Origin of the sequence: Candidatus Filomicrobium marinum (assembly GCF_000981545.1) — a bacterium.
Lineage (GTDB): Bacteria > Pseudomonadota > Alphaproteobacteria > Rhizobiales > Hyphomicrobiaceae > Filomicrobium > Filomicrobium insigne.
In genome coordinates this window covers 1,365,602-1,386,942 of sequence record NZ_LN829119.1, presented here as the reverse complement: position 1 = coordinate 1,386,942, position 21,341 = coordinate 1,365,602, and the positions used below count along the sequence as shown (strand labels likewise).

General features: G+C 56.5%; 20 protein-coding genes and 1 pseudogene. 11 read left to right on the top strand and 10 right to left on the bottom strand.

Features of this window, described 5'->3' with window-relative positions; translation table 11 throughout:
* Positions 1–8: 8 nt before the first annotated feature.
* The gene (locus tag YBN1229_RS06650; RefSeq protein WP_046477510.1) at positions 9–689 is read left to right on the top strand and encodes a response regulator transcription factor; all 681 of its coding nucleotides are present in this window, start codon (positions 9–11) and stop codon (positions 687–689) included.
* Positions 690–726: 37 nt separating this feature from the next.
* On the opposite strand, the gene YBN1229_RS06645 is transcribed toward YBN1229_RS06650, so the two are convergent.
* The gene (locus YBN1229_RS06645) at positions 727–1,008 is read right to left on the bottom strand and encodes a PsiF family protein (protein ID WP_046477509.1); all 282 of its coding nucleotides are present in this window, start codon (positions 1,006–1,008) and stop codon (positions 727–729) included.
* Between the two features lie 206 nt (positions 1,009–1,214).
* On the opposite strand from YBN1229_RS06645, the gene YBN1229_RS06640 reads away from it, so the two are divergent.
* Positions 1,215–1,844, top strand: coding sequence for a DUF2076 domain-containing protein (locus YBN1229_RS06640; protein ID WP_046477507.1), 630 nt, complete (start codon positions 1,215–1,217; stop codon positions 1,842–1,844).
* 82 nt (positions 1,845–1,926) lie between these two features.
* Here YBN1229_RS06640 and YBN1229_RS06635 read toward each other — a convergent pair whose 3' ends face one another.
* Entirely contained in the window at positions 1,927–2,946 is a 1,020-nt protein-coding gene (locus YBN1229_RS06635; RefSeq protein WP_046477505.1) for a SphA family protein, read from the bottom strand.
* A gap of 622 nt (positions 2,947–3,568) precedes the next feature.
* On the opposite strand from YBN1229_RS06635, the pseudogene YBN1229_RS06630 reads away from it, so the two are divergent.
* The 5 genes and pseudogenes from YBN1229_RS06630 (at position 3,569) to YBN1229_RS06610 (ending at position 10,175) form a co-directional block, all read left to right on the top strand.
* Positions 3,569–4,482: pseudogene (locus YBN1229_RS06630) on the top strand (formylglycine-generating enzyme family protein).
* A gap of 135 nt (positions 4,483–4,617) precedes the next feature.
* The gene (locus YBN1229_RS06625) at positions 4,618–7,050 is read left to right on the top strand and encodes an arylsulfatase (RefSeq protein WP_197540888.1); all 2,433 of its coding nucleotides are present in this window, start codon (positions 4,618–4,620) and stop codon (positions 7,048–7,050) included.
* Positions 7,051–7,218: 168 nt separating this feature from the next.
* Positions 7,219–8,871, top strand: coding sequence for an arylsulfatase (locus YBN1229_RS06620; RefSeq protein ID WP_046477503.1), 1,653 nt, complete (start codon positions 7,219–7,221; stop codon positions 8,869–8,871).
* 120 nt (positions 8,872–8,991) lie between these two features.
* Entirely contained in the window at positions 8,992–9,237 is a 246-nt protein-coding gene (locus YBN1229_RS06615; RefSeq protein WP_046477501.1) for a DUF3302 domain-containing protein, read from the top strand.
* Positions 9,234–10,175 (top strand): HlyD family secretion protein, encoded by a 942-nt coding sequence (locus YBN1229_RS06610; RefSeq protein ID WP_046477499.1) that lies wholly within the window; start codon positions 9,234–9,236, stop codon positions 10,173–10,175. Before YBN1229_RS06615 ends, YBN1229_RS06610 begins: the two co-directional genes overlap by 4 nt.
* On the opposite strand, the gene cbiB is transcribed toward YBN1229_RS06610, so the two are convergent.
* Positions 10,176–11,153 carry an adenosylcobinamide-phosphate synthase CbiB gene (cbiB, locus tag YBN1229_RS06605; protein ID WP_046477497.1) on the bottom strand — a complete coding sequence of 326 codons (978 nt, stop codon included), beginning with the start codon at positions 11,151–11,153 and terminating at the stop codon, positions 10,176–10,178.
* Positions 11,154–11,157: 4 nt separating this feature from the next.
* Here cbiB and cobD point away from each other — a divergent pair, with 4 nt between their 5' ends.
* Positions 11,158–12,219: a threonine-phosphate decarboxylase CobD gene (cobD, locus tag YBN1229_RS06600; RefSeq protein ID WP_348270698.1), complete on the top strand. Its 1,062-nt coding sequence runs from the start codon at positions 11,158–11,160 to the stop codon at positions 12,217–12,219.
* On the opposite strand, the gene cobS is transcribed toward cobD, so the two are convergent.
* The 3 genes from cobS to cobT are packed head-to-tail and all read right to left on the bottom strand — an operon-like array spanning position 12,216 to position 14,604.
* On the bottom strand, positions 12,216–12,956 hold the full coding sequence (gene cobS, locus YBN1229_RS06595) for an adenosylcobinamide-GDP ribazoletransferase (RefSeq protein WP_046477495.1): 741 nt from the start codon (positions 12,954–12,956) through the stop codon (positions 12,216–12,218). The genes cobD and cobS overlap by 4 nt on opposite strands.
* Complete coding sequence (locus tag YBN1229_RS06590; protein ID WP_046477492.1) at positions 12,953–13,549, bottom strand: histidine phosphatase family protein; 597 nt, start codon at positions 13,547–13,549, stop codon at positions 12,953–12,955. The genes cobS and YBN1229_RS06590 overlap by 4 nt, the downstream gene beginning before the upstream one ends.
* Entirely contained in the window at positions 13,549–14,604 is a 1,056-nt protein-coding gene (gene cobT / locus YBN1229_RS06585; RefSeq protein ID WP_046477490.1) for a nicotinate-nucleotide--dimethylbenzimidazole phosphoribosyltransferase, read from the bottom strand. Before cobT ends, YBN1229_RS06590 begins: the two co-directional genes overlap by 1 nt.
* Positions 14,605–14,722: 118 nt before the next feature.
* Here cobT and YBN1229_RS06580 point away from each other — a divergent pair, with 118 nt between their 5' ends.
* Together YBN1229_RS06580 and cobU are read left to right on the top strand one after the other, a co-directional pair.
* Positions 14,723–15,409 (top strand): adenosylcobinamide amidohydrolase, encoded by a 687-nt coding sequence (locus YBN1229_RS06580; protein ID WP_046480075.1) that lies wholly within the window; start codon positions 14,723–14,725, stop codon positions 15,407–15,409.
* A gap of 66 nt (positions 15,410–15,475) precedes the next feature.
* Positions 15,476–16,000, top strand: a complete 525-nt coding sequence (cobU, locus tag YBN1229_RS06575; RefSeq protein WP_046480074.1) for a bifunctional adenosylcobinamide kinase/adenosylcobinamide-phosphate guanylyltransferase — start codon at positions 15,476–15,478, stop codon at positions 15,998–16,000.
* A 67-nt stretch (positions 16,001–16,067) separates the two neighbouring features.
* Here the strand turns inward: cobU and YBN1229_RS06570 are convergent, their stop codons facing one another.
* The 4 genes from YBN1229_RS06570 to YBN1229_RS06555 all read right to left on the bottom strand — a co-directional run bounded on the left by YBN1229_RS06570 (position 16,068) and on the right by YBN1229_RS06555 (position 20,159).
* Complete coding sequence (locus YBN1229_RS06570; RefSeq protein WP_046477488.1) at positions 16,068–17,213, bottom strand: transglycosylase domain-containing protein; 1,146 nt, start codon at positions 17,211–17,213, stop codon at positions 16,068–16,070.
* Positions 17,210–17,491, bottom strand: coding sequence for a hypothetical protein (locus YBN1229_RS06565; protein WP_046477486.1), 282 nt, complete (start codon positions 17,489–17,491; stop codon positions 17,210–17,212). The genes YBN1229_RS06570 and YBN1229_RS06565 overlap by 4 nt, the downstream gene beginning before the upstream one ends.
* Positions 17,492–17,596: 105 nt before the next feature.
* A complete protein-coding gene (locus YBN1229_RS06560; RefSeq protein ID WP_046477485.1) occupies positions 17,597–18,655 on the bottom strand; it encodes a sensor histidine kinase in 1,059 nt (352 codons plus the stop codon).
* Positions 18,642–20,159 (bottom strand): ATPase domain-containing protein, encoded by a 1,518-nt coding sequence (locus YBN1229_RS06555; protein ID WP_046477483.1) that lies wholly within the window; start codon positions 20,157–20,159, stop codon positions 18,642–18,644. The genes YBN1229_RS06560 and YBN1229_RS06555 overlap by 14 nt, the downstream gene beginning before the upstream one ends.
* Positions 20,160–20,506: 347 nt before the next feature.
* Here YBN1229_RS06555 and YBN1229_RS06550 point away from each other — a divergent pair, with 347 nt between their 5' ends.
* Positions 20,507–21,328: a Crp/Fnr family transcriptional regulator gene (locus tag YBN1229_RS06550; RefSeq protein ID WP_046477482.1), complete on the top strand. Its 822-nt coding sequence runs from the start codon at positions 20,507–20,509 to the stop codon at positions 21,326–21,328.
* Positions 21,329–21,341: the final 13 nt, after the last annotated feature.

The window sequence follows — 21,341 nt, the reverse complement described above, 5'->3', positions numbered from 1 at the left end:
TCTCAGCGATGCGTATTCTTCATATTCAGGATTTCGGTCCGCTGGCTTTCCAAACAGCTGCGTTACTGAAGACGATGGTTGTCTCTGTCGATTCCGTTGGCTCTATCGCCTGTGCCGCGGATGCTCTGGAAGCCAACAAGTACGATCTCACAATCTGGGATGTCGATGCCGTCTCTCCAGAAGCCATAGACAAACTTCCGGACTTACGCGCACGCTCTCCTAAAACCCAGGTTCTCATCTGCGGAAGCAATGAAACGATCCAGATCGTTGTGGCTGCCATAGAGAAGGGTGCTGATGACTTTATTCTACGCCCTGTGCGTCCCGATGAATTGCGCATTCGAATTCAACAGGCATCTGCGCGCGCGCCAGATCTATCCAATGGAAGAGAGTCTTCTGAATTTGGTCCGCTTCGCATTGATATCACGCAGGGTGACGTATCCGTGGACGGAGTACCGCTCAATCTTACGCCGCGCGAACGCAGCGTTCTTCACGTCCTCATGAGAGCTCGAGGAAATGTCGTCAGCAAGGATCAAATTGCAGCGCGTGTATTTTCGCTGAATGAAGATGCCGGCCCACAATCCATCGAAACATATGTTCACCGCCTCAGGCGGAAGGTTGACCATCCCGCCTTTACGATCGAGACACTTCGAGGTCTCGGCTATCGGCTCACGGCAACAAACAAAGCGTAACGGCTCGCAGCTTGCCACGAACCGTCACGCGGCAAGCTCACTGGGTCGATGTTGGATGCTGCTTCATGCAGTCTCTGCGGAAATCCTGACGCGCTTTGCCATGCAGGCCTTTAGCGTCTGCTTTCTTTGAGCAAGTAATGGAAGCCTCACTGCGCTCCTTTTTGACCATTGCAGTCTTTGAACCGTTCTTGGTCGGGCTCGTTGCAGACGATGACTTAGAGTCTGTACCGCTCGCGGCGTGGGCATGACCTGACAAAGCGATAGGCGTGCCAACGGCGACCAGCAGAGCGAGCGCTGCAGACGCGAACAACGTTTTCATGGGAAACCTCGAAATATCGAAGATGCTACATGCCACGGCTCATGGCCGCGGCAACGAGCAAACGTGGACCACGGGCAAAAGTTGCCTATACTTTTTCGTGAAGTCATCGCGCAGCGCGGTGCAGACGAACGAGCACTTCCACGGCGGCACTTGCCTTGAACCCTAGGCTCCCCACATGTGATCTGTGAATTTTGGGAGGTTTACCAATGAAAGCCGAAGAGCGTGATCTCATCTTGGGTCTTTTCGATCGTATCGCCGCGACGTCGCCCCAGGAAAACGACCGTGAAGCGGAGCAGTTGATACGCGACGAAATAGCTCGCAACCCCAACGCCGCTTATGTTCTGGTCCAGAGCGTCCTCGTCCAGGAGGAAGCGCTGAAACGTGCCGATGAGCGCATTAAGCAACTCGAAAACGCGCGCGTTCAAGCAACGGCCGAAGCCAGTTCGCGCAGCTTTCTCGGAACCGCCCCACCCCTTGACGGTGGCTCAGTACCCACCGCGGGGAGACGCCAATCTATTGACGCTGATCGCGTTCGCGCGGGCTCAGATGATGCGCGACGTCAAAGCTCCGGCTGGTCATCGGGAAGCTTTTTGAGCAACGCCCTCTCGACCGCGGGTGGCGTGGCCGGCGGCATGCTTCTGGCTGATAGCATCCGAGGCCTTTTTGGCGGCAGCAGTGACAGTGGAGGCCTGTTCGGCAAGCCTGCAGAAGCCAGCACGCCAACGACTGGGAGCAATAACGAACACGATAACAAGATGGCCGCCGACGACGCGATCCAGGATGCCGATTATGATTCGGAATATGACTGGGACGACGGAGACGCGTTCGACATCTAATTCGTCCAATATGGTAGCATCACGGGACGGCGGGCCCTTGGGGGGGGATGGGAGATCGCCCGCCGTCTCGCGCGCGGCGCAACTATTGCCCGCGGGGAACCGATAGCGGCATGGATATATTGATCATGCCCATGTTTCCTTCCAATCGGTTTTTTGCGTCAAATTCGTGCAACCACTCGACTTGCGTGCTGACAGGAATTTTTCCGACGGTGAAGCTATACGTGAGGATGGGGCCAAGTGCTGTGACCCTGCCTTCAAACGGACCAAACCTGGCCCCCGAACCACTATCGCCGGTTAATTGCTGGTAATGATATCCAGCAAGCCCAAAAGTAAATGTCTTTGAAAAGTGTTGGATTAAAGCCCACTCAACATGAAATTCCGTACCCGTTTTATAGTCGGTATCTGGGTTTTCGCCATTAAACGTGAAGCCGGCGGCAACAGACACTTCGTGGCCCAGCTTGGGATCGAGCCACGTTATAGCACCGGTCGTATCTAGCCCCCAGCGATTGAATGATATGTTGGATATGCTGTCACTCTCCCACGGCCCAATCGGGACGTTAAGGAGCGCTCCCACGGTCCAATGCCAGTTGCCTTCATGCCAGCCGATCAGCGCGTTGAGAACCGGGTCTCCAAATTTCGTCGTGCTGTCGTCAATCTCCAAACTGCGATTGGCATTAATGACGGTGCCGTTCGGAAGTGTCACTTGAGCAAAAGCGTCGATTCCAACGTCCACAGATTTGTGGCCGACGGGGGCCATAATGCCGAAGCCGACGTTGCCGCCAAATACCTTTTCAGGTGCAATCCAAAGAGCGACGGGCAAGTTAATATAGGCGTTGGCGTCAACCGTCACGTCTGCTTGAGCGGCGAGAAGCGCGCCTGTCTCTCTAAGGGCGATACCACGGGCTGCCGCCCCGCTGGCGTCGCCAGAGTAAAGATAGTTCATGTCGATCATATACGTACCGGGCGGAGGAACGAACCCCGCCATCGCCGTCTTGCTGCCGAGGAGGTAAAAGCCCGTAGCATTCTCTGCGGCCAAAACATCCTGGCATGCGGCCGTTATTCCCAGCCCCAGTACGGCCAGAGATAGCGCTCCCCTTCGCATTAACTTTTGCTCCCCGATCTTATTCGGCGTTGTGGCCCAATGCGCGCAGTTCGATTGATCGCGTTAAAACTTGCAAACTTACAGACGTTCACTTCCCGCAGGCCACGTATTGGCCAAGGAAGGAAAAACTGAGTCCTTAAGATGTTTACTCAAATAATCTGCACGCATACAAAAGCGGCCATCCGCCACCGAACAGTGAGAAACATAATACCCCAAATTTAATCTTTTTATTGTGCCTCCTTGGCAATATCCACCGCATATTTAACCGAATTAATCTCCAATAATTTCCAGTCTGAGCCTTATTCGGACGACAGAAAGCTCATTGACTTCCACTGCCTTACGCCTGATAGTTCATGCATTGCGATAAAGCAGACGGGACCTGGCAGCTACCCTATCCAGTTGAGTCTGGAGAACGGAAAATGCGTGTGTTTTGGTGGTCATGCCGTCCGGCCGATACATTTAATTTCGGTCAATTTCGAAAACTCTATTTCATTACGCGCAGGCGATTTGAGCTACGCGAGCATTTCTCCGATTGCGCGGAGTTACCATCATGACAGTGGCAACTCGTGGCAGCGGAATTTCGGTTCAAAATCCAACACTGAACAGATCGCGCACCGCAGGCATGAAGCTCGTCCCCGGCGGCACCTTCGCTATGGGATCAAACGACCACTATCCCGAAGAGGCACCGGTCCACCGCGTTACCGTTGATGCATTCTGGATAGATGAAACCCCGGTTACGAATCGCCAATTCCGAAAGTTCGTCGAAGCCACAAACTACGTCACGGTTGCTGAAAAGGCCCCGAAGACTATCCAGGTGCCCTTCCTCACATGCTCAAGCCTGGTTCCCTCGTATTCCGCCCCCCGCGCGAACGCGTCGATCTGCGAGACTGGGGGCAATGGTGGGAATTCAGGTTCGGAGCCGATTGGCGCCATCCCTACGGACGAGGAAGTTGGATCAAGGGCCGGGATGACCATCCCGTCGTGCACGTGGCCTATCAGGATGCGGAAGCGTACGCCGCGTGGGTGGGAAAAACGCTCCCCACGGAAGCGGAATGGGAGTTCGCGGCACGCGGCGGCCTGGATGGCGCTGAGTTTGCCTGGGGCGATGAGCTCAATCCCTCTGGGCGGCAAATGGCCAATACCTGGCAAGGGGAATTTCCGCACGAGAACCTTAAACTTGATGGCTATGAGCGCACGTCTCCCGTCAAATCGTACCCACCAAATGGATATGGCCTGTACGACATGATTGGAAACGTTTGGGAGTGGACCACTGATTGGTTTGCCCCAAAACATCCAGAAGACGCGCCAAAGGCTTGCTGTATTCCTGAAAATCCGCGCGGCCCTTCACGCGATCAAAGCTTCGATCCGTGCCAGCCACACATCAACATTCCTCGGAAAGTTCTCAAAGGAGGCTCGCATCTTTGTGCGCCAAATTATTGTCGCCGCTACCGGCCTGCGGCACGCCATCCGGAGCCCGTCGACACGTCGACGAGTCACGTCGGATTTCGCTGCGTGATCCGCGATCAAGGGGACTAAGGACGTTGGGGAAAAGGGTGAGGAATAGAAACTCGGAGGTTATTTAAGATGGTTACCCAAAAGCGCTCTCACCCCGCAAGTTCCGAAAACCGAGACCCTTTACAAACTACCGGCATAAACAGGCGCGGTCTCCTATTGGGCGGTTCCCTTATCGCAGCGTCTGCCGTCGCGACGACTGCATTCCCCAACGCGGGTTATGCCGAGTTGAAGGAATACCCTCCAGGAACCACCTTCCCGGGCCGTATAGGGCGCACGATCGATGAGTCACAGCCCGCGTGGCCGGCGCCCATCGTTGCCAAGCCCGGCTCTCCCAACGTTCTTTTTATCGTCCTAGATGATACCGGCTTTGGCCAACTCGGTTGTTACGGGTCGCCGATCAATACGCCGAACATCAACAGGCTCGCAGAGGGTGGCCTGCTTTACACAAACATGCACACGACAGCGCTGTGCTCTCCCACTCGGTCGTGCATCCTGACAGGTCGCAACCATCACTCCAATGCCATGGCGTGCATTACTGAGGGTTCGACGGGATACCCAGGGTCCAATGGGCTCATTCCCTTCGAGAACGGCTTTCTTTCTGAGATGCTCGTCGGGCAAGGCTACAGCACATTTGCAGTCGGCAAATGGCACCTGACGCCTGCTGAGCAGATCAGTGCCGCCGGACCTTACAATCGATGGCCACTGGGTCGTGGCTTCGAACGCTACTATGGCTTTCTGAGTGGTGATACGAGCCAGTACTATCCAGATCTCGTCTACGACAACCGGCAAGTCGAACCACCTAAGACACCCGAAGAGGGCTACCACCTCACGCCCGACCTCGTGGACAAGGCCATAGGATTTATCGCGGATACCAAGCAACTCGCCCCCGAGAAACCATTCTTCCTTTACCTCGCGACCGGTGCTCAGCACGCGCCACATCAGGTGCCGAAGGAGTGGGCCGACAAGTACAAAGGAAAGTTCGACGACGGCTGGGATGCCTATCGAGAGAAGGTTTTCGCCAAGCAAAAGGAACTTGGCGTCATTCCGCAGAACACGGTGTTGTCCCGTCACGATCCCGATGTTCAGGACTGGGGGCAGCTTCCCGCTGACGAGCGCAAACTATACGCACGCATGATGGAGGTGTTCGCGGGTTTCCTTGAACACACGGATCACCATATCGGCCGTCTCGTAGACTTTCTAGAGCAGATGGGCGAACTCGATAACACGCTGATCATGCTTATCTCTGACAACGGTGCGAGCGCCGAAGGCGGGCCCCACGGCTCAGTCAACGAGAACAAGTTTTTTAATAACGTGCCCGACGATCTGCAGCAGAATTTGCAGGCGCTCGACGAACTCGGCGGTCCCAAATATTTCAATCACTACGCTTGGGGTTGGACCTTTGCCGGCGACACGCCGTTCAAGCGATGGAAGCGTGAGACTTTTCGCGGCGGCGTCTCAGATGCATTCCTCGTGCACTGGCCAAAAGGCATCGAACCCAAAGGGGGAGTGCGCACGCAGTTTGCACATGCGATCGACATGGTGCCTACGGTTTTGGAAGCCTTGGAGATCTCGCCTCCAAAAGACATCCGCGGCGTCACACAATCCCCAATCGAAGGGGTGAGCTTCGCGCATACGTTTAACGACGCTGCAGCAGCATCGAAGCACGACACGCAATATTTCGAGATGTTCGCTCACCGCGCTATCTACCATGACGGCTGGCGCGCGGTCTGTCCGTTCCCCGGAGACTCATTTGCGGAGGCCAAGGCGTCTTTTGGCGAACTGACGCTTACCGAAGACAAGCTACGGGAATTGGATGCCAAGGGCTGGGAACTTTATAATCTCACCGAAGATCCGGCAGAGACGAACAATCTTGCTGAAACACATCGCGCCAAACTCATCGAGATGATTGCCCTTTGGTACGTCGAGGCGGGCCGGTATGATGTGCTTCCGCTCGACAGCCGAGGCACTGCACGTTTTGCAGATCCGCGACCGCAACTCACAAAAGAACGCGATACCTACGTCTATTACCCTGGCACGCAAAGCGTGCCCGAAAACGTCGCCGTCAAGGTCCTAAACCGTGCGCACACTATTAGTGCCGACGTGGACGTTCCCTCCGAAGGCGCTGAAGGTGTGCTCATCTGCCATGGCGGCAATACCGGTGGATACACGCTGTTCGTGAAGGACGGAAAACTTCACTACGTCCACAATTATGTCAGTGCGGAAGAATTCGACATTGCGTCAACCGAAAGCATTCCGACCGGTAAACTCACGCTCCGTTACGAATTCGAGCCGACAGGCAAACCAGACCTTGCACACGGCAAAGGTACCCCGGGAAAAGGCCGCCTTTTCGCCAACGAGACACTCATCGGCCAAGGCGAGTTACCTGTCACCATTCCGCTCCTTATTGGCCTTGGCGGCGGCCTCTCGGTGGGCCGCAATCCGGGATCTCCCGTTTCCGAGCTCTATACGCCGCCCTTCGCATTCACCGGCAAGATTTTCAAAGTCACCGTCGATGTCTCAGGAAAGTCGACCCAAAGCGCAGAGGAGCAGCACAAAGCGGCAGCGATGGCTGCGATGAAGCGACAATAGAAGATCTGAAAGGCTTCGACCTTTCAGGCAAATGACTAAACTTTTCAGGCCCGAACTTTGATCGCGAAGCAGCGGTCTTTTAGCGCGAAGCCGCCTCTAGAGATAACAGGAGCAAACTGGAACGGGGAACGAGGGGATGAGAGCCAATGACATAGCGAGGATTTCACAATGCAAGACGTTGAGGACCACGATAATCAAGCGGCGACTGATTCATTCACCCCTAACCGCAGGAATGTCTTGCTGACGGGAGCTTCGCTCATTGCGTTGGCAGCAGTGAACGGGTCGCAACAAGACGCAAAAGCACAAGCCGCGCCGGAATCCGCTCCTACCGCAGACGATAGCAAGCCGAATATTCTTATTATTTGGGGTGACGACATCGGCATGTGGAACATCAGCCACAACAATCGCGGCATGATGGGCTACACGACTCCCAACATCGACCGGATCGCCAAGGAAGGCGTTAGCTTCACCGACTATTACGGGCAGCAGAGTTGTACAGCTGGTCGCGCCGCTTTCATCGGCGGCAACGTGCCGGTGCGTACTGGAATGACGAAAGTTGGCTTACCTGGCGCAAAGGAAGGTTGGCAGAAAACGGATGTCACCTTCGCCACCGTTTTGAAGAGCCTCGGGTACTCCACCGGCCAGTTCGGCAAGAACCATCAAGGTGACCGCGACGAACACCTGCCAACTATGCACGGCTTCGACGAATTCTTCGGCAACCTCTATCACCTCAACGCCGAGGAGGAGCCAGAGAACGAGGACTATCCGAAAGACCCTGAATTCCGGAAGAAGTTCGGCCCACGCGGAGTGATCCATTCATGGGCAAACCCGGATGGAACGCAGAAGGTAGAAGACACGGGGCCCCTCGACAAAAAGCGCATGGAAACCGTCGACGATGAGACCGTCGCCGCTGCTAAGGACTTCATCCAACGCCAGCACAACGACGGCAAACCTTGGTGCACATGGTGGAACGGAACCCGTATGCACTTCCGTACACACGTAAGGCAGGAGCATCGGGGAATTTCAGGTCCCGACGGCGACGAATACCATGACGGCATGGTCGAGCACGATGGGCACGTTGGTGAGCTATTGCAGCTGATCGACGAACTTGGCGTGGCCGACAACACGATCGTGTTCTACTCGACCGACAACGGACCGCATTTCAATACATGGCCTGATGCGGCGATTACGATATTTCGAAGTGAGAAGAATTCGAACTGGGAAGGCGCTTACCGGGTGCCGGCGTTCGTACGTTGGCCCGGAAAATTTCCAAGCGGCGTCACTCTGAACGGAATCGTCTCGCATGAAGACTGGCTCCCAACCTTCGCTGCGGCGGCAGGGGATCCAGTTATAAAAGAAAAGCTCTTACAAGGTGTCGAACTCAATGGTCGTTCCTACAGGAACTACATCGACGGCTACGACATGCTGGGATACCTCTCCGGAGAGGTCGAGGAGTCTCCGCGCAAAGAGTTCATGTACGTCAACGACGACGGTCAAGTAGTCGCGATACGGTATGATGCGTGGAAAACCGTTTTCTTGGAGAACCGCGGGCAGGCCTTCGGTGTGTGGCGTGAGCCGTTCACGGAGCTTCGCGTTCCGCTGCTGTTCAATCTGCGCCGAGATCCATTCGAACGCGCGCAGCACAACGCGAACATATACAATGACTGGTTCCTCGACCGGGCATTCGTTCTCGTGCCGCTGCAAGGTCTCGCCGCCAAATTCCTACAGACCATGAAGGACTATCCCCCAAGCCAGACACCGGGATCCTTCAATCTCACAAAAATCGAAGCTCAACTGAAAGAGAATATGGGCGCAAGGTGACGTCCCTTTACGGGCTGCGCAAGTATCTCGCGCAGCTCGTACCACCACGCGTCTTGAATATGACGCCGACAATATTCGTCAGAGAAGAAGCGTCCTACTTCGAAATTCCGGAGGGAATATATGCATTTCATTGATATATTCGCCATTTTCATTCTAATCATCTTACTCAGCACATTGATCGCTATCTTTGTCGCTTTGGGAATGGCGCCGGGGTATATCGCGAAGAAGCGCAATCATCCGTGGGCAGAAGGTGTCGCAGTGGCGGGTTGGGTTACTCTGATCTGTGGTTTTGTTTTCTGGCCACTCGCCCTCGTCTGGGCCTTTGTCGACGCCCCCGCACCCTATAAGCGGGAGGCTGCTCGATGATCATATTTCTCGTTCTCGTCTACCTTCTCATTCTTTTCATACTGGTCAAGATCAAGATCATTCCGTTCAATCTGTTCTGGAAACTTTCTCCGATCCTCGTATTTGTCCTGCTCAATATTCTCCTCTTCATTCCTATGGGCTGGGCCGCACCCTCGGGCCCGCTTCTCGTCAGACGGCATTCAGTTCCAATTGTACCAGACGTAGCCGGAGAAGTTATCGAAGTTCCCGTCGAGGCCAATGTTCCGCTAAAGGCGAACGACGTCCTTTTTCGCATCGATCCTGTCCCGTTTCAGACGCAGGTCGACTCACTCGATGCACAACTCAAGTTTGCTCAGCTCCGTTACGAACAAATGGCCGAGCTGCATAGCCGGGATACCGGAAGGCTGTTCGATGTCCAGCAGCGTGAGGCTGAAGTCAAACAGCTCCGGGCACAACTCGAAGCGGCGAAATGGAACCTCGATAAGACGGTCGTCCGCGCGCCCGCCAATGGCTACGTGACGAATATCGCGCTTCGTAAAGGGGCGCGCGTCGCATCCCTACCGCTCTCTCCCGCGATGGCGTTTATCGATACATCTGAGACGCTCATCGGCGTAGAGATCAAACAAATCAGTGCGCGGTTCGTTGAACCTGGGCAGCGCGTCGAAGCGACCTTCAAGTTCTTTCCAGGGAAGATCTTTAAAGGTCGCGTGGAATCTGTACTCCAGGCGATCGCTTCTGGTCAGACCCAAATATCGGGGCAAGCCATTGCCCCCCCGAAGGTATTTTCTGATCCCTTCGTCGTGCTGATTAAACTTGATGATGCGAAGTCAGCACAACGCTTGCCGGCAGGCACCGCTGGCGATGCGGCAATCTTCACTGAGCGTCTCAAGCCCACGCATGTGATACGACGCGTGATGCTTCGGATGACGGCGATCATGAACTACATCAACCCGTTCTAGCTAAATCCAGACGTTCATAGCAATCGCGAGAACCGCAATAGCAACGGCCTGTATCACGCACGCGATGCGATAGACTTGCAATGCGCGCCGGATATCGACCGCGTTGGCCTCAGCACGTCCCTGTCCCATCCAATGATCAGGGACTGTCAGGCCATCATATATCCTCGGTCCCGCAAGTTTGAGGCCGAGCGCACCGGCCATTGCCGCTTCAGGCCAACCCGCGTTCGGCGATCGGTGCTGGCCCGCATCGCGGGCGATTGCCTGTAACGCATCGCGTCCGTTCATCTGCGGAAGAAGAAACGCAGCAGCGGCGATCAGCAAGCCGGACAAACGCGATGCTGGTAAGTTGACAATGTCGTCCAGACGGGCTGCGGCCCAACCGAACGCCAAGTAGCGATCGCTCTTATGTCCGATCATGCTGTCAGCGGTATTGATGGTCTTGTATGCAGCTACCCCAGGCAGCCCGGCGATAAGGAGCCAGAAGGTCGGGGCAACAATGCCATCGGAAAAATTCTCAGACAGGCTCTCAATGGCGGCTCGACTGACGGCATGCTCATCAAGCGACGTCGTATCGCGCCCAACGATCATCGCAACAGCTCTGCGGCCGGATTCTATGCCCTCACTTTCGAGCGCATCGGCAACAGCTTCGACGTGCTGATACAGGCTGCGTTGCGCGATAAAGGCACTGGCGACGATACCGACAATGACGACATTCAGGGGATGCGGTAAAAGCCGGTCAGCAATGAGCACACATGCGAGGCTCGCAATCAATGTTGCTGATAGGCACACAACGAGTGCCATTAGCCCGTTGAAGCGCCTTTGTTCGAATGAATATTGCGTCCCATTCCAGACGCTCTCGCACCATGTTATCAGTCGGCCGATCCAACTGACAGGGTGCCCCAACGCGCGATACAGCCATTGCGGGTAGCCGCAGGCTGCTTCGAATAACAATGCGATCAGCGTGAGAGGAGCGTACACGGGTTTGCAGTTCAATAGCTTGGCACAGCCGACAGGTGCTACCACGATGGCGACGCAGCCGGAACATCTATTGCACGGCGGGAACCTCGACGCGGCGCGTCAACGTTTTCCTTCCGCGCCAGAGCCGTGGATTGACCTGTCGACGGGCATTAATCCTTTTCCTTATTCGGTTCCACCGTTGGCCCCGGAGATATGGTCGCGATTGCCGCAGCGCTCTCATGAGTTGGCGTTGCGCGAAGCTGCTGCCCGGAGCTATGGCGCGCAGAACCAGGACATGGTCGTCCCGGCCTCAGGCACGCAAGCCCTCATACAGATTCTGCCACGGCTTATTGCTCGCTCGCAGATCGCTATTCTCAGTCCGACTTACAGTGAGCACGCCAAGGCTTGGCGGCACGAGGGCCATTACGTTGTTGAAGTTCCCGACCTGACGACCATCGCGAGTGCCCGCGTGGCCATCGTCGTCAATCCCAACAATCCTACCGGCCAAGTCATACCTACAGAACGATTGCGGGGGGTGGCCGCCGAGCTGCAGTCCCGAGATGGGCTGCTTGTGGTCGACGAGGCGTTCGCCGATGTCATGGCGCCAGACGTAAGTCTTATTCCTGATCTTCCGCCCGCAACGATCGTACTTCGCTCCTTCGGCAAGATGTATGGGCTTGCCGGATTGCGCCTCGGATTTGCGATTACGCACGAAGACCTTGCTTCACAGCTGCGCGATTATTTTGGACCGTGGGCGGTATCCGGTCCGGCTTTGTCGATCGGCGCAGCAGCCCTTGCCGATATCGCGTGGCGCGAGAAAGCCGTGACGCGGCTGCAGAACGCTCAGCGCAGGCTCGATGCACTTCTGGAAACCTGCGGTGGCTGCTCGGTTATCGGCGGAACGCCTCTCTTTCGCCTCGCCACGCATTCGCGTGCGGCGCAAGTGGCCGACACATTGGCGCAGCACGGCATCCTTGTGCGCCAGTTCTCCTACGCGCCAACGTGGCTGCGCTTTGGCTTGCCGGGACCGGAAGAATCTTGGCGGCGGCTGGAGCAGGCGCTTCGCGCGATTGGCACCAACATCTAGCCTGCGAGGATGACGGCAGCCACGACAACTGCCAACAGCAAGAGCGTCTCCGTCACTTCGACGCTCGCACCGAGACAATCGCCCGTGATGCCCCTTAGACGGACGCGCCAATAGACGGCGATCAACGGGATGATGAGCAGGGCCGCCAACAATGCGGGAGCCAGCCAGACGCTCAAAAGCGCCAAGATGCCCCCTTGGACAACGACAACGGGTCGGTTGATCTGCCAAGAGAAGCGCTCTCCTGATCCGCTTGCCAGAGGCGGCACGTAGAGGCTCCACACTTGTGTGCCCCATCGCGCCCACGCAGGAACAAGGACGAGCGCCGCCAGCGTGTGCCATCCTTCGGAAAGTTGAGCCAAAAGCACCAACTTAGCGATGAGCAGCAAAACGATTGCTATGACGCCAAAGGATCCGACATGGGGATCGCGCAGCACTTCCAGAAAACGCTCAGGAGAACGATGCGCCGCGCCCAGCGCATCGGCCACATCGCCGAGCCCGTCAATATGCAGACCGCCTGTCACCCATACCCACAGCACGAGCGCTACGAGCGCCCCAAGCCAGGGTGAAATGAAATATCCCGCCCAAAAGCCTGCGGCGACAATGGCCCCGATAATTGCCCCAACCACGGCAAACCACCCTGCCGAACGGGATAGATCCGCCGGATTGAATTCCGCGGTTTGCGGCGCTGGAAGTCTCGTCAGAAATTGAAGGGCGTAGCCGAATGTCTGCAAATTCATGGCTGCACGATCTCGATAATCTCGCCCCAAAATTTCCCGTCTACACGGCCGAAGCGCAAGGTGATGCGGGTCCCGTAGTCAATCTTATGTGCCCAAACACGATCTAGGGGAATATCGCAAGCGAGGGAGAGAGCCGCGCGCATTGGCCCGGCATGGGTGACGATGAGCGCGTTGCCCTCGTCTGGTGCCTCCAGAAGTCTGCCAAGTGCAAGAGCGATGCGATCGCTCAGCGTCGTCCAGTTTTCTCCACCAGGCGGCCCCGAGGCGTTTGGATCACGATAAAAGGCATCTAACGCCTGTGCGATCTCAGCATCCTTCCGGAGCTCCGCGACCGGCTTCCCATCCCATGCGCCAAAATCGAGTTCCGCCCAGTCTTTATCGCGGCGTGTCTGCACGTTGCGCGCGTTCGCAAGCTGTTCGGCCGGTTCGCGGGCACGTTTCAGTGGCGATGTCAGGATTATACAGTACTCACGATTTCTGGTCTGCTTCTCGAACTGCTGCCAACCCAGTTCCGACAAGACTGCGTCGGTGCGGCCCAGCAGCACCCCTTTTCTTTCTGTTTCGCCGTGACGGAGCAGATCGATCTGGCGCATCAGCCACGCCCCGACACGTTCGCTTCGTCAAACGTTGCCATGCCGGCGTGCAGGGCACAGACAAGTTTCACGATAGGGAGCGCCAAAGCAGCGCCAGAGCCCTCCCCGAGCCGCAGCTTCAGATCGAGTAGCGGTTCGGCATCTAACGCTTCGAGAACCTGCTGATGACCCTGTTCATAGGAGCGATGCGAATAAACGAGCCACTCCTTGCACGATGGATTGATCCGCACAGCCAGAAGCGCTGCGACGGAAACGATAAAGCCATCGATCAGAACCGGGACACGCGATTGAGCGGAGCTGATAATCGCACCCGTCAGAGCCGCAATTTCCAAACCACCGACACACGCCAGAGTTTCGAGCGGAGATTTTTCCGTCCCTCCCAGTCCATGCAGCTTCAACGCGGCGTTGATCATGCGTGCCTTGTGCTCGACGCCCTTATTGTCGAGGCCGGTGCCACGCCCCACGAGATCATCCGGGGACTTTGAAAGAAGCGCAGAAGCGACAGCGGCTGCCGACGTCGTATTGCCTATGCCCATCTCGCCCAGGATGAGTAGATCGGCGCCAACGGCTGCACGCTGCACGGCTCTCCGCCCCGCTGCCATTGCGAACTGGGCTTCCTCGATCGTCATTGCGGGCTCGGTCGAGAAGTCCCGCGTTCCAGCGCATTGCTTGTCTCTCACAACACCGGGGATCTCCGTTGTTGCCAGCGTTCCGACATCGACGACCTCAAGAGGCGCTCTGAGTTCACGCGCAAGAACGGATATCGCCGCGCCGCCTGTTGCGAAGTTGTGAAGCATCTGAACCGTTACGGCCGAAGGATAGGCTGAGACGCCGTGCAGAGTTATGCCATGATCGCCCGCAAACAGAATGATGCGCGCGTCGTCGACCTTCGGGCGCTCAGTCTCCTGAAGCGCGGCAAGCCGCACTGCAAGCCGCTCAAGAATGCCAAGCGAGCCGGGAGGTTTCGTCAATGAATTCTGGCGGTTCTCGGCTGCTGCGGCATGTTCTTGAGAAGGGAGGGGACAGGAGAGGGTTGTCCAATCGTCGCTTTTCACTCTTTACCCTTTGATCTTGGAAATTGGCGGTGCAGGTTGAATGTCCTTGACCGCTTGTCAAGCGCAGCCGCGTGCTCGAAAGCAACACATTAATTTCACTGCCCTGAGGCCCATTCCTGTGACACTTCCTTTTTCGGTGAGTTGCCTTCGCCCGTTTCTGGTGGCGAAGTTCTTCGAACCTCAACGCATGCTGAGCTGGTCTCTCACGCACCCGGGCGCACGGGTGGCGCAGTGCGTTGCCTGGATCGAGGTGTGTAACACGGATCTGCCGCAAGATACCGACGCCGCCTCGTACATTTCCCGACGCATGGCAGAGGCCAATCTGTCAGACGCAGTCACGCTAGTGACCTCTCGCGATATTCGCCGTCATCACGTCTCACAATCGATCATCGAGGACGATACCGCCACCTGTCTCACAACAGCGGGACTTTCAAACGGCGAACGCGTCGGCCGGCGTATTTCCACCCCTGTGCCGTTGGCTGGCACGATCAATACGCTTCTGCATGTGTCGCGGCCGCTTCCAGAGGGGGCTTTCCTCGAAACGATGTCCGTTGTGACGCAGGCGCGCACGACTGCGATACTTGAGGCCGATGTTCAGCGCGATGGCGTCACCTTAACGGGAACGGGGACCGACTGCATTGTCGTCGCAGCACCAATAAACGGTACGGTCGCACAATTCGCGGGCCTGCACACTGCCCTCGGTGAAGCGGTTGGCGCAGCGGTGTACCAGGCGACGCGGGACGGCGTTGAAACATGGCAGCGCGATCGGGAAACTTCTTTCGCGCACCGCACCGCTCGTGCTTAAGCGGTTGCCGCGCACACTCCGGTCCTGATATTGGGCGCACTGAACTTCACCGACGAATTCGAAAAGATGCCTTCAGAACCTAACAACCACGTCACGCTTGTGCTTGGCGGCGCGCGATCCGGCAAAAGCAAAAAAGCGGAAAGCCTCGTGATGGCTCTTCCCCCACCGTGGATCTATGTTGCAACGGCCCAAGCCTTCGACGACGAGATGCGGGAGCGTCTCGAGGCTCATAAAGAGCGTCGGGATGATCGTTGGGCGACCGTGGAAGAGCCGCTCGACTTAGCGCAAGCTGTTCGCGACAACTGCGCGGATGATGGCGCACTGCTTGTTGATTGCCTTACGCTCTGGCTCAGCAACGTCATGCTGGCAGGTCGCTCGGTGGAATGGGAGAGCGACGCCCTGTTGGCTGCGATTAAAGAAGCTCGTGGAACGCTGGTCATCGTTTCCAACGAAGTCGGGCTCGGTATCGTGCCGGACAATAAGCTCGCTCGAGAGTTTCGAGATGCGCAGGGGCTGCTCAATCAACGCGTCGCAGAGATTGCTGACAACGTTATCCTTATGGCAGCCGGCTTACCGCTTACTTTGAAATAGCCTTTGGATTGTTCACATGGGAAGCGGCTAGCGCTTCCCATTGCAATTCCGCGTCTGTGCTCTCGCGTTAGTTTCCGATCAACGGTTCCGCTCGTGCAAAGTGCGCCGCCGATACCGTTATCAGTCCGTCTTCGGCCATACGATCGAGGACCCAATCGCGGCGTTCCTTCGCGCGCTCATGATTGGTTGGGACATCGAGCCGGTAGTTGTTCGGTGCCTTTGGAAGGGCGGCGAGATAGGCCGCTTCCGCGACACTAAGACCAGCGGGGTCCTTGCCAAAATACTGCTCGGCAGCCGCAGCGATCCCATAAGCATGACCGCCGAAGTAGATCTGGTTGAGGTAGAGTTCCAGTATCCGGTCTTTATCCAACGCATCCTCGATACGGCTAGCAAGGATGATTTCCTTCACTTTGCGCGAGATCGATGGGGGCTGCCCCGTAAGCAGAATATTTTTGGCGAGCTGCTGTGTGATCGTGGCGGCACCGGAGGGCTTGCGGCCACTTCCCAAATCTCCGACGTTCTGGAAGGTGGCGCGAACAATCGCGGACACACTGAAGCCGGAGTGGCCATAATAGTCCTGATCTTCAGCGGCGAGGAACGCCTTTACGACGTGTTTCGGGATCGATGTCAGCGGGATGAAGCGACGGTACTCAGCCAACCGACCGCTATCATCGTAACGCACGATATTCGGCGGCGTGTAATTGGCAATATCAGCTGTGCTTGGCAGCTGTCGACCGAAACTCCAGAAAACACCGCCAACGGTGAAGGCACCGAGCATGAGGACAAGCCCAAGGGCCGCCACACCGCGGACAACCGTTCGCTTCATGCCTCCCGCGATCGCATAGGGTGCTGAAAGCGGTTTGGTCGGCATGTTCCACGCCTTGGAGAGTTTCGCGATCATCTCCGCAGAAAGGTGTCGACGCCGGTTCAGGATTTCGGAGGCCCGAGAGCGGGAGCCCAGGACTTGCGCCAAGTCCGCCTGCGTGCGCCCCTGAGCCTGCATCGCGAATGTCAAAAACTCAATCGGATCGGGCGGCTCTACGGGATACGATTTACGCTCGTAATCGGCGACAAGAACACAGAGCACTTCAAGACGGTCTCCGTCCTCCGAGCCGGCCGGAGCGTCAAAGAGCCGGTCAATTTCAGCGAGAGCGGCGCGATGGTCTGCTTCAGATTTAATCGGCCTGATGGTTTGAATCGCGGACTTCGTCATCTCTTTCGAGTCTCCTTCATCGCCGAAACAGACGTGATGCGAACCACGCCGAGCTGATAGTTGATGTTGAGCACGACGCGACAGCCTGCATCACGCAACTCCAGAACTGTCTGAGTGCCTTCATCGGCGCCGACGAGAGCACCGCATTCACGGGCAAGACCATCAGGGTTCGTCCACACTGCTTGCTGCAGCAGAACATTGAGCGCGCGCAATGCCGGCCTCGCTCGCGGATTCTTATCCGCGTAGTCCGTCAAAACTGATGCACCCACTATCGTCATGCCATAGCTAAGCTCCCAAACATGGGAACATACTATGCGCAAGTTTAAGGAATTCCAAGTACGAAATCTGGGAAAGTTAGAGGCGATTGCCGAAGCGGAAGCACTTCATGCCGCGGGGTGCAGTGTTGGTTCCGCGGATCTGGATTTCTCGGTCAGAGGAATATTCATCCGGCAATGAAGTCCTTCTCGCTCGTAGGCGATCTCAATCTCCGCACCGCACTGTGCAGCAAGAACCCGATGTAGCAGCGTTGACCCGAAGCCTTTGCGACGTGGTTGCTTGACCGGTGGCCCCCCGCGTTCGGTCCAACTAATCGAGAGTTTGCGCCCCGGGTTGACGTTTGCGACCCTCCACAGAACCTCTATGCTTCCATCAGGCGCAGATAAAGCGCCGTACTTTGCAGCATTTGTCGTTAGCTCATGCACAGCCATACCGATCGGCACGGCGAGGTCAGCTGATAGTTCCACCTGGGGACCGTCAAGTACGATCCGTTGCTTTGCAGCATTATCATAGTGGCCTAATTCGTTCCTCAGAAGTTCGATTAGCGACGCCGTCTGCCAATAGTCTTCGGTCAGCAGATTGTGCGTGCGGCCAAGCGAGACGATCCGCTCAACGAAGGAATGATGAAAATCATCAATGGATCGCGCAGTGCGGGCCGTTGCTCCGAGCAATCCCTGCACCGTGGCGAGAGTATTCTTGACCCGATGATGCAATTCGCGAATTAGCAGTTCCTGGCGTTCGTGTGTCTGTTCGCGTTCTTGCAAATGCGCTTCGACTTCGCGTTGCCGGTGACGTGCTCGCACCGCCGATTTGACGGCGTTGACTAAAACAGTCGGGTGGAACGGACGCTCCAGCACCGTCACGTTTCCCAGCAACTCAATGAGATGCTCGACCGGTGTATCCCCACGAAAGGTAAGTAGAACGAAAGGGAGGTCCGACCATGCCGACTGACGCACTATCCAATCCGCAAGTGCTGCGCGATCAGCGTTTAAAAGCGCCTCCTCCGTGACGACCGCGCAAGAGGCCCCGTCCAGCTTTGCGACAAGATCACTAAGTTCGGAGCACACTTCGGATTCAATGGCAACTTCACGTAGGATAGCCGACGCGACTGAACCGTCTCGCCCGGTCGGGGCAAGTAGCAGCACAGGCGCGTCATAGCTCTCCATTGTATTCCACCTCACGATCATCAAGGAGCGTGGCGGATTCGCCATCGAACGTCGGCACGCCCGTCAGCACACCCCGGAATTTTTCCAGAGGCAGACCAACGCGCAAGCCCCGATGATCGATCCTAAATTCCCTGATCGTATCTTCGTGAGATCCGGTCCGCCTTTTCAACACCGACAAGGCCCGCCGAATGCGACCATTCGCTTCAAAGAACCGCAGCATCACTACAGAGTCGCTCAAGTACGTGAGGTCCACCGGTGACACCATTTGTCCGACCATGCCGTGCTGCGAGAGAATTAGGATTGTAACGACACCCTGCTGATTCAGGTATGTCAGCAGCTCGTGCATCTGCAGAACAACGAACGGCTGCTCCGGCATCGCGTTCAAGTAGCCCGTCAAGCTGTCAATCACGACGAGGCGTGTACCGCGTTCCTCAACCGCCGCTCTTACGCGGCCGGAAAACTCTCCCGGCGAGACATCGGCTGGATCAATCTGCTCAATCTTCAATCGGCCAGTGTCAATGTGGGGGCTAAGGTCGTATCCAACGCCCTTAGCCCTTTGCAGTAGAATTCCTGTGGTCTCATCGAAACTGATGATCAAAGCGGGCTCGCCACGCTGCAATGATTCCCACAGGTGGCTTAGGGCTAAGGTGGATTTTCCCGCACCGGAGGGGCCCACAATCAGCGTGCTCGTACCGCGAGTCAGGCCGCCCCCAAGTATTTTGTCCAAACCAGCAACGCCGCTTGGGATCACATCAAGTTCGAAGTTTCGATGATGATGAGCAGCCTTGAGACGCGGGAATATCCGTAGACCGCCACGTTCAATGATCAGGTCGTGGTAGCCACCGCGGAAGGCCGTTCCGCGCATCTTCGTAACGGTAACCCTGCGCCGCTCAGAACCGTAAGCCGGTACGACCTGATCAAGACGTATTACTGCGTGACTTATAGAATGCAGGTTGAGGTCATCATGATCCGACGTGAGGTCGTCAAGCATAAGGACAGTGGCATCGTTCAGCAGGAAGTAGCTCTTCAGGGCGAGCACCTGCCGCCGATACCGCAATGAGCCTTGAGACAGTAGTCGTATTTCGGAAAGTGAATCGAAAACAACGCGCGTGGGTTTTACTCGTTCGATTTCCGCCATCGCCATGCGGACTGTTTCACCTAGCTCAAGGTCGGAGGAATAGACGAGACTTTGCTGCTGTTTCGGATCGAAGCTCAACTCCGGAGGAACGAGTTCGAATATCTCGATGCCATCGAGCGACCAGCCATGACGAGACGCTACAGATAGGAGTTCCCGACGGCTTTCTGAAAGTGTGATGTAGAGGCAGGTCTCACCGAGCTCCCGTCCCTCCAATAGAAACTGAAGGCCTAACGTCGTTTTGCCGGAACCCGGCCGTCCCTCAATGAGATGTGCCCTGTTCGTGGCATAACCGCCCACTAAAATTTCATCGAGACCTGGAACACCAGTTGGGATTGGCGCTGCATCAGTACGCAAGGGTGCTGTCATTCAATAACCTTATCTGGCGAAAGAAGTCTTTCGCTTGAATTGGAGCGCCCATCGAACATCGCCGCGTTCGCTCCGTTTGTGGGGCACGGCCGAGGGGCTCTCGCGAACGAGATAGCGCGAATGCCCGTCGATCCCTTGTGATCGTGTTGCCCGCTTTATTTCAGCGGTCCGTGCACAAGCTTGCGCGTTGCGACACTGGCTCGTTATCGACCCCTAAATTCCTCGTCTAGCGGCGCGTAATCGCGGCACTGTAAACAGAGCTTCAGTAGTTTGTCTGTCCACTTGTGAACACTTTGGGGGGGATCGGCGTTTAGCCCGCGTTGTTAATTGCTAAGCGGGGTATCCGTGTGGATCATTCTGTAACGACGGGGGCTTCTGAACCCTACGCCATTCGAAATAATCTTTTGCGCTCTTTGAAGCGTGATGACCTTATGCTTTTAGAGCCTTTTCTTCAGGAAATGCATGGAGAAACCGGCGCGATACTAGCCGAGCCTGGCGACCCCGTGCAGTATGCCTATTTCCCTTGTGGTCCGGCGTTGGCCTCTTTTGTCATCGTCATGGATGATGGCCGCGCTGTCGAAACAGCCTTGATCGGGCGAGAGGGCGCCGTTGGCGGAATAGTAAGTCAGGGCCGGCTGCCCGCTTATGCTCGCGCAATCGTACAATTTCCAGGACCGTTCCTGCGTATATCCATCGGTGATCTGGAATACGCAAAGGCAAGGTCACTGACGCTTCGCTACTTGTTTGCGAGATATGCTGATTGTCTCTTGGCCCAGGTCTTCCAATCAGTCGCGTGCAATGCCGCTCATTCTATTGAGCAACGAACGGTGAAGTGGCTGCTCGCTGCTATTGACCGCACTGGAGACCACCAGGTTCCTCTTACCCAGGAGCAGCTCGCAGGCATGCTCGGAGTTGGGCGGAGCTACGTGAGCCGCGTCATGCAGTCGCTCAGGGCTAGTGGACTTCTTGAAACGCGACGCGGCAGCGTTTGCATTCGGGACGCTGAACGTTTGGCATCCTTATCATGCGGCTGCAATGATGCTCTCAAGCGCCATTTTGACCTCGTACTCGCTGGTGTTTATCCCACCTGCATTGAGAGTACGGCACAGAGACTTGCCATGGCCAATGACGTAAACGGCTCAAACGGTGCGACGGGCGCGCATTTGTAGCTTTGCTCCGCTC